The 13,142-nt window shown below is 60.5% G+C and carries 16 protein-coding genes; 6 read left to right on the top strand and 10 right to left on the bottom strand.

Annotated features, from left to right (window positions below):
• Positions 1-30: 30 nt before the first annotated feature.
• The 5 genes from rplS to ffh all read right to left on the bottom strand — a co-directional run bounded on the left by rplS (position 31) and on the right by ffh (position 3,602).
• Positions 31-381 (bottom strand): 50S ribosomal protein L19, encoded by a 351-nt coding sequence (rplS, locus tag ACO77H_RS05360; RefSeq protein ID WP_003175895.1) that lies wholly within the window; start codon positions 379-381, stop codon positions 31-33.
• A gap of 45 nt (positions 382-426) precedes the next feature.
• Positions 427-1,200: a tRNA (guanosine(37)-N1)-methyltransferase TrmD gene (trmD, locus tag ACO77H_RS05355; RefSeq protein ID WP_024077235.1), complete on the bottom strand. Its 774-nt coding sequence runs from the start codon at positions 1,198-1,200 to the stop codon at positions 427-429.
• Entirely contained in the window at positions 1,182-1,718 is a 537-nt protein-coding gene (rimM, locus tag ACO77H_RS05350; protein ID WP_010565276.1) for a ribosome maturation factor RimM, read from the bottom strand. Before rimM ends, trmD begins: the two co-directional genes overlap by 19 nt.
• Before the next feature lie 5 nt (positions 1,719-1,723).
• The gene (rpsP, locus tag ACO77H_RS05345; protein ID WP_003175899.1) at positions 1,724-1,975 is read right to left on the bottom strand and encodes a 30S ribosomal protein S16; all 252 of its coding nucleotides are present in this window, start codon (positions 1,973-1,975) and stop codon (positions 1,724-1,726) included.
• A 250-nt stretch (positions 1,976-2,225) separates the two neighbouring features.
• Positions 2,226-3,602, bottom strand: a complete 1,377-nt coding sequence (gene ffh, locus ACO77H_RS05340; RefSeq protein ID WP_029296179.1) for a signal recognition particle protein — start codon at positions 3,600-3,602, stop codon at positions 2,226-2,228.
• Positions 3,603-3,836: 234 nt separating this feature from the next.
• Here ffh and ACO77H_RS05335 point away from each other — a divergent pair, with 234 nt between their 5' ends.
• The 3 genes from ACO77H_RS05335 (at position 3,837) to ACO77H_RS05325 (ending at position 7,563) form a co-directional block, all read left to right on the top strand.
• Positions 3,837-4,649 carry a cytochrome C assembly family protein gene (locus ACO77H_RS05335; RefSeq protein ID WP_407073441.1) on the top strand — a complete coding sequence of 271 codons (813 nt, stop codon included), beginning with the start codon at positions 3,837-3,839 and terminating at the stop codon, positions 4,647-4,649.
• A gap of 12 nt (positions 4,650-4,661) precedes the next feature.
• On the top strand, positions 4,662-5,900 hold the full coding sequence (locus tag ACO77H_RS05330; RefSeq protein ID WP_169956633.1) for a transporter associated domain-containing protein: 1,239 nt from the start codon (positions 4,662-4,664) through the stop codon (positions 5,898-5,900).
• A gap of 352 nt (positions 5,901-6,252) precedes the next feature.
• Positions 6,253-7,563, top strand: a complete 1,311-nt coding sequence (locus ACO77H_RS05325; RefSeq protein ID WP_169878379.1) for an MFS transporter — start codon at positions 6,253-6,255, stop codon at positions 7,561-7,563.
• 78 nt (positions 7,564-7,641) lie between these two features.
• Here the strand turns inward: ACO77H_RS05325 and purT are convergent, their stop codons facing one another.
• The 5 genes from purT to ACO77H_RS05300 all read right to left on the bottom strand — a co-directional run bounded on the left by purT (position 7,642) and on the right by ACO77H_RS05300 (position 10,881).
• A complete protein-coding gene (gene purT, locus ACO77H_RS05320) occupies positions 7,642-8,823 on the bottom strand; it encodes a formate-dependent phosphoribosylglycinamide formyltransferase (protein ID WP_076962107.1) in 1,182 nt (393 codons plus the stop codon).
• A 69-nt stretch (positions 8,824-8,892) separates the two neighbouring features.
• Positions 8,893-9,360 (bottom strand): VUT family protein, encoded by a 468-nt coding sequence (locus tag ACO77H_RS05315; RefSeq protein WP_169956637.1) that lies wholly within the window; start codon positions 9,358-9,360, stop codon positions 8,893-8,895.
• 146 nt (positions 9,361-9,506) lie between these two features.
• The gene (locus ACO77H_RS05310) at positions 9,507-9,722 is read right to left on the bottom strand and encodes a DUF1289 domain-containing protein (RefSeq protein WP_057437987.1); all 216 of its coding nucleotides are present in this window, start codon (positions 9,720-9,722) and stop codon (positions 9,507-9,509) included.
• On the bottom strand, positions 9,719-10,243 hold the full coding sequence (locus tag ACO77H_RS05305; RefSeq protein ID WP_432755120.1) for a gamma carbonic anhydrase family protein: 525 nt from the start codon (positions 10,241-10,243) through the stop codon (positions 9,719-9,721). Before ACO77H_RS05305 ends, ACO77H_RS05310 begins: the two co-directional genes overlap by 4 nt.
• A gap of 35 nt (positions 10,244-10,278) precedes the next feature.
• Positions 10,279-10,881 (bottom strand): CoA pyrophosphatase, encoded by a 603-nt coding sequence (locus ACO77H_RS05300; RefSeq protein ID WP_029296164.1) that lies wholly within the window; start codon positions 10,879-10,881, stop codon positions 10,279-10,281.
• Between the two features lie 146 nt (positions 10,882-11,027).
• Here ACO77H_RS05300 and ACO77H_RS05295 point away from each other — a divergent pair, with 146 nt between their 5' ends.
• From ACO77H_RS05295 to ACO77H_RS05285, 3 genes are all read left to right on the top strand, one after another.
• Positions 11,028-11,576 (top strand): NUDIX hydrolase, encoded by a 549-nt coding sequence (locus ACO77H_RS05295; protein ID WP_169956641.1) that lies wholly within the window; start codon positions 11,028-11,030, stop codon positions 11,574-11,576.
• Between the two features lie 35 nt (positions 11,577-11,611).
• A complete protein-coding gene (locus ACO77H_RS05290; RefSeq protein WP_169956643.1) occupies positions 11,612-12,115 on the top strand; it encodes a L,D-transpeptidase family protein in 504 nt (167 codons plus the stop codon).
• A gap of 261 nt (positions 12,116-12,376) precedes the next feature.
• Entirely contained in the window at positions 12,377-13,135 is a 759-nt protein-coding gene (locus ACO77H_RS05285) for a GntR family transcriptional regulator (RefSeq protein WP_432755119.1), read from the top strand.
• Positions 13,136-13,142: the final 7 nt, after the last annotated feature.

Genomic DNA, 13,142 nt, shown 5'->3' with positions numbered 1-13,142 from the left:
GCTGCTTTTTTCTGCATCGGGAAGCTGGACTTAAGCCAGTTTTTCCTTGATGCGAGCTGCTTTACCGGACAGGTCACGCAGGTAGTACAGCTTGGCTTTACGTACGTCACCGCGACGTTTAACGGCCATGCTGTCGATTTGCGGGCTGTAGGTCTGGAAAGTACGCTCTACGCCAACACCGTTGGAGATTTTACGAACAGTGAAAGCACTGTTCACACCACGGTTACGCTTGGCGATTACTACGCCTTCGAACGCTTGCAGACGCGAACGGTCGCCTTCCTTCACTTTCACCTGAACGACAATGGTGTCGCCCGGGGCAAAGGTAGGGATCTCTTTGGTCATCTGCTCTGCTTCGAGTGCAAGGATGATTTTGTTAGTCATGCTGTGCTCCTAAGGTAAATCGTCGGATCTACCATCGATACGTTGTTAACTATCGTCCCGCGCGAGGATGTATTCCTCGAGCAGCTTCTTCTCTTCTCCAGAAAGCGAGCGGCTTTCCAGAAGATCGGCGCGTCGTTCATAGGTCCGACCAAGGGACTGCTGTAAACGCCAACGCCGGATGTGTGCGTGATTGCCACTTAGCAACACGTCGGGAACACGCTGATCCGCATACACCTCCGGTCGGGTGTAGTGCGGGCAATCCAGCAAACCATCCGTGAAGGAATCTTCCTCCGCGGAGTCCGCATGCCCTAAAGCTCCAGGCAGCAGTCGTGTAACCGCATCTATCAGGACCATCGCCGGCAGCTCACCGCCAGACAGGACATAGTCCCCAATCGACCACTCTTCATCGACATGAGCTTCAATAAAACGCTCGTCAATGCCTTCATAGCGACCGGCAATCAGGATCAGTGCTTCCTCATTCGCCAGTTCGCGTACCGCAGCCTGTTTCAGCTGGCGGCCTTGAGGGGACAGGTAAATTACCTTCGCCTTCTCCCCTGCTGCTGCCTTGGCCTGAACCAGGGCGTCTTCCAGGGGCTTGATCTTCATCACCATGCCCGGGCCACCGCCAAAAGGGCGATCATCCACAGTGTGATGTCGATCCGTCGTGTAGTCTCGCGGGTTCCAACAAGTAAGCTGCAAGAGCCCTTGTTTCACCGCCCGACTGGTGATGCCGTACTCGCTGATGGCGGAAAACATCTCGGGAAACAAACTGATCACTTCAATGCGCAAATTAGCCACGCTTAGAAGTCCGCGTCCCATTCCACCTTCATCTCGCCCGCTGCCAGGTCGACGGCCAACACGCATTGCTCGGTATACGGCAACAGGCGTTCGCGATCATCCAGGCTGCCAGCGCAAGGCTTGACCACCATTACATCATTGGCGCCGGTTTCCAGAAGATGATCGATTTTCCCGAGCAATTGCCCAAGTTGATCAATAACCTTCAGACCTTCCAGCTGGTACCAGTAGTACTCGCCATCGGTCAATTCAGGGAACAGGTTGCGCGGCACACAGATCTCATAACCGGCCAGAAGACGCGCTTCTTCACGATCATCGAGACCCTTGAGCTTTGCGACCAGGAACTTGTCGTTCCCGCGTCCACTGACCAGCTCGACCTGTTTCACACTACCTTCGCGCTTGAGCGTCCAGGTCTTGTACTGCAACAGGTTTTCAGTCGGATCAGTAAAGGAATACACCTTCACTTCGCCGCGAACGCCATGAACAGAGTAAATCTTGCCGATAACGATCAAATCATCAGCAACAGCTGGCGTCGCGTTCATATTGCTCAGGCTGCGGCCTTAGCCGAGTCCTTCAACAACTTGGCAACACGCTCGGATGGCTGTGCACCAACGCTCAGCCAGTAGGCTACGCGCTCTTGGTTCACGGACAGACGAACTTCTTGACCACGAGCAACAGGGTTGAAGAAACCAACCTGTTCCTTGTGCGAACCGTCACGCGGGTTGCGGCTGTCGGTTACGGTCAAGTGGTAAAACGGGCGCTTTTTGGAGCCGCCAAGGGCAAGACGGATTGTTAGCATGTGAACATCGTTCCTGTAGTCGGTGCTGCAAATCTAAATGCACAGCGGGCATGGGTGCCCGAAAGGCCGCATATTCTAAGGAATATCCGGACTTTTGCAAATGTCTTTTTCCGGCGCCTGACCGCGTGCCATTCAGATCTGCTATAGAGCCGTCGGTTAAAACGGCGAGTCAGCTCCCGCCAACGGCGGGTTTGCTGGAGATCCCACATCCCTGTGGGTCTGCGCAAGAGCGAACTCTTGCGCGAATTCTTTACATCTTCGGCATACCACGACCGGGCATCATACCGCCCATGCCACGCATCATTTTGGCCATGCCGCCTTTGGCCGAGAATTTCTTCATCATCTTTTGCATCTGCTTGTGCTGCTTGATCAAGCGACCGATGTCCTGCACCTGGGTGCCGGAACCCATGGCAATCCGACGTTTGCGCGAACCGCTGATCAGCTCAGGGTCACGGCGCTCGGCCGGGGTCATGGAGTTGATGATGGCTTCCATCTGCTTGAACTGCTTCTCTGCCGCGCCCTGGGCATTGCCCATTTGCGCCAGGTTCACACCGCCGATGTTCGGCAGCTTGTCCATCAGGCCGCCGAGGCCGCCCATGTTCTTCATCTGTTGCAACTGATCACGGAAGTCTTCGAGGTCGAAGCCCTTGCCCTTCTTCAGCTTCTTGGCCAGTTTGTCGGCCTTGTCCTTGTCGAGGGTTTGTTCAGCCTGCTCGATCAGGCTGAGCACGTCGCCCATGCCGAGGATCCGCGAGGCGATCCGCTCCGGGTGGAACGGCTCGAGCGCTTCGGTCTTCTCGCCCATGCCGATGAACTTGATCGGCTTGCCGGTAATTGCGCGCACCGACAGTGCGGCACCGCCACGGGCATCACCGTCGACCTTGGTCAGGATCACGCCGGTCAAAGGCAGCGCATCACCAAAGGCCTTGGCGGTGTTGGCCGCATCCTGGCCGGTCATGGCGTCGACCACGAACAGGGTTTCTACCGGGTTGATCGCAGCATGCAGCGCCTTGATCTCGCCCATCATCTCTTCATCGATGTGCAGGCGACCGGCGGTATCGACGATCACCACGTCGATGAATTTGAGCTTGGCTTCTTTAATAGCAGCGTTGGCAATGTCGACCGGCTTCTGGCTCAGGTCGGACGGGAAGAAGGTCACGCCGATTTCCCCGGCGAGCATTTCCAACTGCTTGATCGCGGCCGGACGGTAGACGTCGGCCGACACCACCATCACGGACTTTTTCTTGCGCTCTTTAAGGAAGCGCGCCAGCTTGGCAGCGGTGGTGGTCTTGCCCGCCCCCTGCAAACCGGCCATCAGCACAACGGCCGGTGGCACGGCGCTGAGGTTCAGGTCTTCGTTGGCCGCGCCCATCAGGCTTTCGAGTTCGGCCTGCACGACCTTCACAAAGGCCTGGCCCGGCGTCAGGCTGCGGGACACTTCAGTGCCAACCGCACGCTCCTTGACCGAGTTGACGAAATCCTTGACCACAGGCAAGGCAACGTCGGCTTCGAGCAACGCCATGCGCACTTCGCGCAGGGTGTCTTTAATATTGTCCTCGGTCAGCTTGGCCTTGCCGGTGACATGGCGCAGCGTCTGCGAGAGACGGTCAGTCAGGTTTTCAAACATGCGCGATCCTTTCAGGCCCTATTCATCGAAGTGCATCGGTAGACCGAGGTAATGGCGGCCCAGGCTGTGATAAATCGCTATTAAAAACAGCGCTCGGCGAGCCTGCGGCGTGGGCAGGTCGCGGATTATAGCGAAGACTGCCGCCATGCACACCCGCTGTCTGGCCCAGTGGTCTTTCGTGGAACGCAGGTGTGTGCCAAACTCATCGGCTTTCGGGCTTGCCTAACAGGATTTATGCTCCCTTTGTCACCCAGTTTGCTACCCAGTCTCGCCGCCGCACTTTTGTATGCCGCTGCGACCCTCTATCAGGGCACCCGCCTGGCCCAACGCGCCAGGGCGGACAAACGCCTGCTGGCCGGCCTCGGCGTGCTCGCCCTGGTGGCCCACGCTGCCAGCCTGTTCACCCACCTGATGACGCCAGTGGGCCTGGGCCTGGATTTTTTCAGCGCCGCCAGCCTGATTGCCGCCGCGGTCATCGCCTTGACGCTGCTGGCCTGCGCGCGGATCCCGGTGGAAAACCTGCTGTTGCTGCTCTTTCCCCTGGGCATGCTGACGGTGCTGCTGGCACAATTCGCCCCCACCGGCACGGTGCAGGTAATTGATGAAGAGCCGGGCATCCTCGCGCACATCCTGTTGTCGATCCTGGCCTACGGCATGTTTACCATCGCCGTGTTCCAGGCATTGCTGCTGCTCTTGCAGGACCACCAGCTCAAGCACAAGCACCCTTCCGGGCTGATCAAGAACTTCCCGCCGCTGCAGACCATGGAAAGCCTGCTGTTCGGCTTTCTCTGGGCCGGCTGGACGCTGCTGTCGCTGTCGCTGATTTCCGGTTGGCTGTTCGTCGAGAACCTGTTCGCCCAGCACCTGGTGCACAAGACCCTGCTGGCATGCCTGGCCTGGGTGGTGTTCAGCGTACTGCTGTGGGGCCGCAATCGCCTGGGTTGGCGTGGGCACAAGGCAATCCGCTGGACCCTGGCCGGTTTCTGCCTGCTGATGCTGGCGTATTTCGGCAGCAAGCTGGTTCGCGAATTCATCCTGCATATCTGACGGGCAGCGATTATGGACAATTTGCCCCTGGAGCCGATGCTCGCCGTAGTCGCGCTGCTGGTCTTGTGGTCAGCGCTGTTTACCGCCATCGAAGCCGCCCAGCACCATTTGCTGGCCCTGCGCCCCGGTACACGCCAGGGCGACAAGGCCGCCGCCCGCCTCAGCTTCCCGCGCAATAGCCTGATCCTGTGCAATACCTTATGCCGCGCGGTGGTAGTGATTCTCTGCACCCTGCTGGCGCTTCATGCCTGGGCCGAAAACGGTCCCTGGCTCGGCTGGGTGATCTCCAGCGGGCTGCTGCTGGTGCTGGCCGATTACCTGCCGCGCACCCTCGCCACCCGCTACCCGCAGGCGGTGCTGGGGTTTGGCAATACGCTGCTGGGCGTGCCGCTGAAGATCCTCTACCCCTTGGCCTGGGTGCTCAATGGCCTCAGCCTGCTGTTGTTGCGCCCTTTCGCACGCAAGTCCGGGATCGTCAAGAAAAGCGACGAGCCACAGAGCGACCCGTCCGACGAGCAAGCGTCAGACGCGAACGATGACCCGACGTCAGGCATGCCGGGCATCCACGCCCTGGACAACATCACCGTCAATGACATCCTGGTGCCGCGCAGCGAAGTGGATGGCATCAACCTCGACGACCCTATCGAAGAGATCATCGAACAACTGCGCACCTCCCAGCGCACGCGGCTGCCGGTGTTCCACAGTGATATCAACCAGGTCGAGGCGGTGCTCAACACCCGGCAGATCCAGCACCTGCTGCCCGACGCCAGCCTGACCAAGGACGCCCTGCTCGCGGCCTGCCACGAGCCGTACTTCGTCCCGGAAAGCACGCCGCTGCAACTGCAACTGCTGAATTTCCACAAACAACAACGCCGCCTGGGCATGGTGGTGGACGAGTACGGTGAGGTGCTGGGCATCGTCACCCTGGAAGATATCCTGGAAGAGATCGTCGGCGAATTCGAAAGCGAGCAGAGCCTGGACAACCCGCTGATCCAGCCCCAACCAGACGGCCGCTACGTGATTGACGGCGCCGTATCGATCCGCGAACTGAACAAATGCCTGGGATGGCACCTGCCCAGCGACGGCCCCAAGACCCTTAACGGCCTGGTGACCGAAGCGCTGGAGACCATTCCCGATTGCGCGGTGTGCGTGAAGATCGGCCGTTATCGCCTGGAAATCCTCGAAACTGAAGACAACCGGGTGAGCAAGGTGTTGATCTGGCATATCGGCTCAGCGCCGATTGCTACCTAAATCCGAGAGCAGGCTTGTGTGGGAGCGGGCTTGCCCGCGATAGCATCACCTCAGTGTCACTGATACACCATCGCGCCAGCATCGCGGGCAAGCCCACATTTGATCTTTCCAGCCCCAAAGACCGCGCTCCAGCCCTTGTTTGCAGCGCAAACCCCTTCCTATAATCAACTCCGCTTACCCAAGCCCCGCCCGACCGCGTGCTACCCGCACTGAGCGTGTCCAGGCACCGCGTCATCGTGTCTGACCGGTACTCGCTCCCATCCCGAGCCGACTCCGCGCACTGCCCTGATCCATGGGTGCAAGACCAATAATAATCCGCGCCAAAGGCGCAATGACCATCAGGGATACCTCAATGAGCACCACCTATAACGAGGCCGCTCCCGCCGCCCCGACCAACTCGACCAGCCGCGTCGCGACCGCGAGCATCATCGGCACCGCCATCGAGTTCTACGACTTCTATATCTACGCCACGGCCGCCGCGCTGGTGATCGGCCCGGTGTTCTTCCCGCAGAGCTCCGGCACCGCGCAGATGCTGGCGGCGTTCCTGACCTTCGGTATCGCGTTCATCGCCCGCCCCCTGGGCTCGGCGCTGTTCGGCCATTTCGGTGACCGGATCGGGCGCAAGTCGACGCTGGTCGCCTCATTGCTGCTGATGGGCGTGTGTACCACCCTGATCGGCCTGTTGCCGGGTTACGACAGCATCGGCGCCTGGGCACCGATCCTGCTGTGCGTGCTGCGTTTCGGCCAGGGCCTTGGCCTGGGTGGGGAATGGGGCGGCGCCGCACTGCTGGCCACCGAGAACGCGCCCAAGGGCAAGCGCGCCTGGTTCGGCATGTTCCCGCAACTGGGGCCTTCCATTGGCTTTTTGGCGGCCAACGGGCTGTTCCTGATCCTGGCGATGAACCTGGACGATGAGCAATTTCGCAGCTGGGGCTGGCGCATTCCGTTCCTGCTCAGCGCCGCGCTGGTGATGGTGGGCCTGTATGCGCGCCTCAAACTGCACGAAACCCCAGTGTTCGCCAACGCCGTGGCCAAGGAAAAACCGGTGAAAGTGCCGCTGGTCGAGCTGTTCAGCCAGCATTGGTTGCAGGTGCTGCTGGGCGCGGCGGCGATGGTGGTGTGCTATGCGCTGTTCTACATCACCACGGCGTTTTCCCTGAGTTACGGCGTGAGCACCCTGGGCTACAGCCGCGAAACCTTCCTCGCCCTGCTGTGCTTTGCCGTGCTGTTCATGGGCGCGGCCACCCCGCTGGCAGCCCTGGCCAGTGACCGTTATGGGCGCAAACCGGTGCTGATCGTCGGTGCGGTGCTGGCGATTCTTTCAGGGTTCACCATGGAACCGTTGCTGACCCATGGCTCGACCTGGGCGGTGGCGCTGTTCCTGTGCCTGGAACTGTTCCTGATGGGCGTGACCTTTGCGCCGATGGGGGCGCTGTTGCCGGAACTGTTTCCGACACGCGTGCGTTATACCGGGGCGTCGGCGGCGTATAACCTGGGCGGGATCGTTGGCGCTTCGGCCGCACCGTTTTTCGCGACCAAACTGGTGGCGATGGGTGGGCTGAGTTATGTCGGCGGGTATGTGTCGGCGGCAGCGTTGCTCAGTTTGATTGCGGTGCTGTGCCTGAAAGAGACGCGGGATAACGATTTGAACAAAGTCGCCTGATAGACCGCTATCGCGGGCAAGCCCGCTCCCACATGTGCAATGCATTCCAATGTGGGAGCGGGCTTGCCCGCGATGCTTTTACAGCTCTACAACCACCGCCTGGGAAGCACGGGTAGCCTTGGCCCGGGCAGCCTCGATCGACTCATCCCGCGCCAGCGCCACGCCCATGCGGCGCTGGCCATTCACTTCTGGCTTGCCGAACAGACGCAATGCCGTGTCCGGCTCGCTCAGGGCCGCGCCGAGGTTGGCGAACGCTGTCTGGGTCGACTGCCCTTCCACCAGGATCACCGCCGAAGCCGAAGGCCCGAACTGGCGGATCAACGGAATCGGCAAGCCCAGGATCGCCCGCGCATGCAGGGCAAACTGCGACAAGTCCTGAGAAATCAAGGTCACCAGGCCAGTGTCGTGGGGGCGCGGCGAGACTTCGCTGAACCACACCTGGTCGCCCTTGATAAACAGCTCGACACCAAACAGGCCACGGCCACCCAGGGCCTCGGTCACGGCTTTGGCGACGCGCTCGGATTCAGCCAGGGCCGCCGGGCTCATGGCCTGGGGCTGCCACGACTCCTGATAGTCACCCTTCTCCTGACGATGGCCCACAGGCGCGCAGAAGGTGGTGCCACCCACGTGACGCACGGTCAGCAGGGTGATTTCGTAATCAAAGTCGATAAACCCTTCGATGATCACCCGGCCCTTGCCGGCGCGGCCGCCTTCCTGGGCGTAGTCCCAGGCTTTCTGCACGTCATCGACGCTGCGCAACAGGCTTTGGCCCTTGCCCGACGAACTCATCACCGGCTTGACCACGCACGGGAAGCCCAGGTCTTCGACGGCCTTGCGATAGTCTTCCACGGTGTCGGCGAAGTGGTACGGCGAAGTCGGCAGGTCCAGCTCTTCAGCGGCCAGGCGGCGGATTCCTTCACGGTTCATGGTCAACAGCGCCGCGCGGGCGGTGGGGATCACGGTAAAGCCTTCAGCCTCCAGCTCCACCAGGGTGCCGGTGGCGATGGCTTCGATTTCCGGGACGATGAAGTGCGGTTTTTCCGCCTCGATCACCGCACGCAGGGCCGCGCCGTCGAGCATGTTGATCACGTGGCTGCGATGCGCCACCTGCATGGCCGGCGCGTTGGCGTAGCGATCCACGGCAATCACTTCAACGCCCAGGCGTTGCAGTTCGATTACCACTTCCTTGCCCAGCTCACCGCAGCCACACATCAATACGCGGGTCGCGGTTGGCGACAATGGAGTTCCGATTCGGGTCATCTCAGGTCCTCAGGGGAGCGGATCAGGGGGAGAAAGGCCGGCATTTTACATGAACGGCGGGCATTGGCCTCAGTTAGCGACACGCTGGCGCCGCAAACGCCAGGCCATGGCCAGCCACACCACGGTGACCCCGGCAAATTTCGAGGCCAGGGCGGTGCCGACCACAGCGGGCGTCAACGCGCCGATCAGGCCAAAAAAGATAAAGGTATCGAGGGGAATGCTCAGTGCCGAACTTATCCACAGCCGGTCGTGCAACGGGCGCTTGGTGATGCTGAAGACCAGCCAGTCGATGCACTCGGACACCGCGAACGCCGTGGCGCTGGCCAGGGCGATGGACGGATCGGAGGTGATATAGGACAGCGCCAGCGCCGCGAGCATGGCGATGATCGCCCCGTGGCCGAAGCGCGTTTGCACCATGTCCCGCAGGATAAACACCAGGCCACCCCAGGCGGACCAGATGACATCCAGGTGCGGGGCGGTGGAAAAGGCGAAGTTGATCAGCACGACGCTGCTGATATAGGCGATCAGGAAGAGCATGGGGCGAGGGACCTGTGGGCAAGGGGCACAGGGTACTGCACATTTAGAAATATGTCGTCTGGGCGGGTCTCATCGCGGGCAAGCCCGCTCCCACCTGTTGAAATGCATTCCAATGTGGGAGCTGGCTTGCCTGCGATAGCACCGGTTCAGGCGCCAGACTTTCCGGGAATCATCCACAACACCCCACTGGCCTTTGCCCGCTCATGACACAGCCCCAGCACCACCCGGCGCTCGGCGTTGTCCATGCGGCTCCAACGGGTGATTTCGTCGACATTGCGCTGGCAACCGGTGCAGATATCGTCGTCATCCAGGGCACAAATACTCACGCAGGGCGAGGCGACGGGGCGTTCAACCGGGTTCATTCCGGCTGCTCGACCAGGTCACGGGCATAGCGCTGGGCGTTGTGCACATAGTGCGCAGCACTGGCTTCGAGCATCCTCTTCTGCTGCTCGGTCAACTCCCGTACCACCTTGCCAGGCGAGCCCATTACCAGCGAGCCATCGGGGATTTCCTTGCCCTCGCCGATCAACGAATTGGCGCCGATGATGCAGTGCCGGCCAATCTTGGCGCCGTTGAGGATCACCGCATTGATGCCAATCAGGCTGTAGTCGCCGACAGTGCAGCCATGCAGCATGGCGTTATGCCCAACCGTCACACCGGTGCCCAGGGTCAGCGGGTAGCCCATGTCGGTGTGCATCACGCTGCCGTCCTGCACGTTGCTGTTCTTGCCGATCAGGATCAGCTCGTTGTCGCCACGCAACACCGCGTTGAACCAGACGTTGGCGCCCTCCTCGAGCTTGACCTTGCCTACCAGCGTGGCATTGGGAGCCACCCAGCTGTGTGGATGGGTCTCGACACGGGCCTCGCCCAGGCGGTATTTCATAGTCTTCCCTCACGGCTTGCCATTCAAACGATGGCTTAAGTATTGATAAAGCTTTTTGGCGGGCGATGCAGGCTGATGTCGGCATCGTCATAGAGCAGGTTGATCAACTCGACGATCATGATCGCCGTCAGGCCCCAGATCTTGTATTCACCAAACCGATAGCTGGGCACATACCAACTGCGGCCCTGGTAATCGATGCGATGGGTGTGCTCGCGCGGGTCCTGGCGGAAAAACTCCAGGGGCACGCTGAACACGGCGGCAATCTCGGCGTCGTTGGCCAGGTACTCGACGTAATCGGGGATCACCCCCACATAGGGGGTCACGCGGATGCCGTGCAGGGAGATCAGGGGGCTCAAGGGCCCGATCACTTCCACCAGGCCCGGTGGCAGGCCGATTTCTTCTTCGGCCTCGCGCAACGCGGTGAACACCAGGTCGGGGTCTTCGGGGTCGCGGCGCCCACCCGGGAACGCCACTTCGCCGCCATGGGTCGACAGGCCGCTGGCACGCAGGGTCAGGATCAGCTCGGGTTCGTCACTGCGGGTAATCGGCACCAGCACCGCGGCCTCGGGGAAACGTCCGTCAGTTTCCAGCGTGCGTGGCGTGTGATTGCTTACCCGGCGAAGTAGCTCGTCCAGCATGAGTCATCTCGATCTGTTGGCTACCTTGCATCATGCACCAAAGCGTACGGGTGCCCAACCCCAAAACCCCGGCGGTGTCGCTAAACGACAACTTGCAGGCCACTGCCCTGCACGCCAAGATAGGCGCAGTCCCCAGGAACCCAAGCATGAACTTCTGCAGCCAGTGCGGTAAACCGGTCACCCAGCGCATTCCCGAAGGCGATACACGCCTGCGTTATGTGTGCGACCACTGTCAGACCATTCACTATCAGAATCCCAATATCGTCGCCGGCACCCTGCCCGTCTGGGGCAATCAGGTGCTGCTGTGCCGGCGCGCCATCGAGCCGCGCCTGGGCTACTGGACCCTGCCTGCTGGCTTTATGGAAAACGGCGAGACCGTCGAACAGGGCGCCCTGCGCGAAACCCTGGAGGAAGCCTGCGCCAGGGTGCGCAACCTGAGTATCTACACGCTGATCGACGTACCGCACATCAGCCAGGTGCATATCTTCTACCGCGCCGAACTGGTCGACCTGGACTTTGCCGCCGGCCCCGAGAGCCTGGAAGTCCGACTGTTCGATGAAGCGGACATCCCTTGGTCCGAGCTGGCTTTCCGCACGGTCAGGCGTACCTTAGAATGCTTTTTTGCCGACCGTCGGCAACAGGTGTTTCCCGTGCGCAGCGAATCGGTGCCACCCTTGACTCAGCCTGCACAATAACAATCGAAGGTCACCTTCAAAGGGATATCGCTTCAATGCGTTGGTTGCTTGCTCTGCTCTGCCTGTCGTTCGCCACGCTGTCGTGCGCCACCACCCTGCAAACCCTGGGCGGTAAACCCGTCGAGAAGATCCTGGTACTCAAGTCCGCGCACCAGTTGCAACTGATCAACGATGGCAAACCGCTGAAGACCTACCGCATTTCCCTGGGCAAGAACCCCAAGGGCCACAAACTGATCGAAGGCGACCGCCGCACGCCAGAAGGCTTCTACTGGATCGACTGGCGCAAGACCAGCGACCGCTTCAACCTGTCGATGCATATCTCCTACCCCAATATCAGCGATGCCGCCCGCGCCCGCCGCGAAGGGGTCAAGCCCGGCAGCATGATCATGATCCACGGCACGCCAGACAGTGAGGAATACCCGGAACAGTGGTTCCACACCCTGGACTGGACCGACGGCTGCATCGGCATGCGCAATGTCGACATGCGCGAAGTGTGGAACCTGGTCAAGGACGGCACGATGATCGAGATCCGTCCGTAACCTCGACCGTTGGTAAAATAATTCAAAAAAAATCTACCTCTCCTACAGCCCCTGTCGATGAATACCATTTCACCGACAGGGGCTGCGTCTTTCTGCGTGCGATAAAGACCTCTCTAATACCACTTGATACCAGGCACCTTTAGGGTGCCTGTAAACAGGCATGTGCACGCTTTTGGCGGCATTGACATGGTATTTAAGTGGTATTAATTTCCGGCCATTACCGGGCGACAACACTCCAATAACGCATCGGAAACCCTACAGATGAATCCCATCCAGACCCTGCGTCCTGACGATCGGCAATCCACGCCGCTGTACCTGCAACTGGCCCGCAATCTCGAAGCGGCTATCCATGCCGGCCAGTGGAAATCCGAGCAGGCCTTGCCCTCCGAGCGCGTACTCAGCGAACAGTTGAGCATCTCCCGGGTAACCGCCCGCAAAGCCCTGGAAGTGTTGTTCGCCCAAGGCCTGATCCGCCGCAGCCAGGGCTCTGGCACGTTTATCACGCCACGCCTGGAACAGCCGCTGTCGCGCCTCTCGGGGTTCAGCGAGATGTTGCGGCTCAAGGGGTTTGCCCCCAGTTCGCAATGGCTGGTGCACGAAATCACCCCGCCGACCCATGAAGAGCTGATCCGCCTGTGCCTGTCGCCCACCGACAAAGTGGCGCGGCTCAAACGCCTGCGCAAGGCGGATGACACCGTGATGGCCATCGAAATGAGCGCCCTGCCCGCCTCGATCATTCCCAACCCCCAGGCCATCGGCAGTTCGCTCTACGAATACTTGGAAGGCATCGGTAAACCGGTGGTGCGAGCCCTGCAGCATATCCAGGCCATCAACGCCTCGGACGAGTTCGCCGCCCTGGTGGGTATCGCCCCCGGCACCGCCATGCTGCTGATGACTCGGGTCGGCTACACCGCCGACAACACGCCAATCGAGATCACCGACACCTACTGCCGCAACGACTACTACGACTTCGTCGCAGAGCTGCGTAGGTACGATTTTTCCGCTGAACTGCGGCCCTAGAGAACTG

It is taken from the genome of Pseudomonas sp. WMBT8, from assembly GCF_050916005.1.
GTDB lineage: Bacteria > Pseudomonadota > Gammaproteobacteria > Pseudomonadales > Pseudomonadaceae > Aquipseudomonas.
The sequence above is the reverse complement of the archived record's forward strand: the minus strand, read 5'-3'. Positions and strand labels throughout refer to the sequence as shown.

What these genes read in the sequence shown, in the direction of transcription:
- rplS (WP_003175895.1), bottom strand. Translation starts at nt 381, where the DNA reads ATGACTAACAAAATCATCCTTGCACTCGAAGCAGAGCAGATGACCAAA.
- trmD (WP_024077235.1), bottom strand. Translation starts at nt 1,200, where the DNA reads ATGGGACGCGGACTTCTAAGCGTGGCTAATTTGCGCATTGAAGTGATC.
- rimM (WP_010565276.1), bottom strand. Translation starts at nt 1,718, where the DNA reads ATGAACGCGACGCCAGCTGTTGCTGATGATTTGATCGTTATCGGCAAG.
- rpsP (WP_003175899.1), bottom strand. Translation starts at nt 1,975, where the DNA reads ATGCTAACAATCCGTCTTGCCCTTGGCGGCTCCAAAAAGCGCCCGTTT.
- ffh (WP_029296179.1), bottom strand. Translation starts at nt 3,602, where the DNA reads ATGTTTGAAAACCTGACTGACCGTCTCTCGCAGACGCTGCGCCATGTC.
- ACO77H_RS05335 (WP_407073441.1), top strand. Translation starts at nt 3,837, where the DNA reads ATGCTCCCTTTGTCACCCAGTTTGCTACCCAGTCTCGCCGCCGCACTT.
- ACO77H_RS05330 (WP_169956633.1), top strand. Translation starts at nt 4,662, where the DNA reads ATGGACAATTTGCCCCTGGAGCCGATGCTCGCCGTAGTCGCGCTGCTG.
- ACO77H_RS05325 (WP_169878379.1), top strand. Translation starts at nt 6,253, where the DNA reads ATGAGCACCACCTATAACGAGGCCGCTCCCGCCGCCCCGACCAACTCG.
- purT (WP_076962107.1), bottom strand. Translation starts at nt 8,823, where the DNA reads ATGACCCGAATCGGAACTCCATTGTCGCCAACCGCGACCCGCGTATTG.
- ACO77H_RS05315 (WP_169956637.1), bottom strand. Translation starts at nt 9,360, where the DNA reads ATGCTCTTCCTGATCGCCTATATCAGCAGCGTCGTGCTGATCAACTTC.
- ACO77H_RS05310 (WP_057437987.1), bottom strand. Translation starts at nt 9,722, where the DNA reads ATGAACCCGGTTGAACGCCCCGTCGCCTCGCCCTGCGTGAGTATTTGT.
- ACO77H_RS05305 (WP_432755120.1), bottom strand. Translation starts at nt 10,243, where the DNA reads ATGAAATACCGCCTGGGCGAGGCCCGTGTCGAGACCCATCCACACAGC.
- ACO77H_RS05300 (WP_029296164.1), bottom strand. Translation starts at nt 10,881, where the DNA reads ATGCTGGACGAGCTACTTCGCCGGGTAAGCAATCACACGCCACGCACG.
- ACO77H_RS05295 (WP_169956641.1), top strand. Translation starts at nt 11,028, where the DNA reads ATGAACTTCTGCAGCCAGTGCGGTAAACCGGTCACCCAGCGCATTCCC.
- ACO77H_RS05290 (WP_169956643.1), top strand. Translation starts at nt 11,612, where the DNA reads ATGCGTTGGTTGCTTGCTCTGCTCTGCCTGTCGTTCGCCACGCTGTCG.
- ACO77H_RS05285 (WP_432755119.1), top strand. Translation starts at nt 12,377, where the DNA reads ATGAATCCCATCCAGACCCTGCGTCCTGACGATCGGCAATCCACGCCG.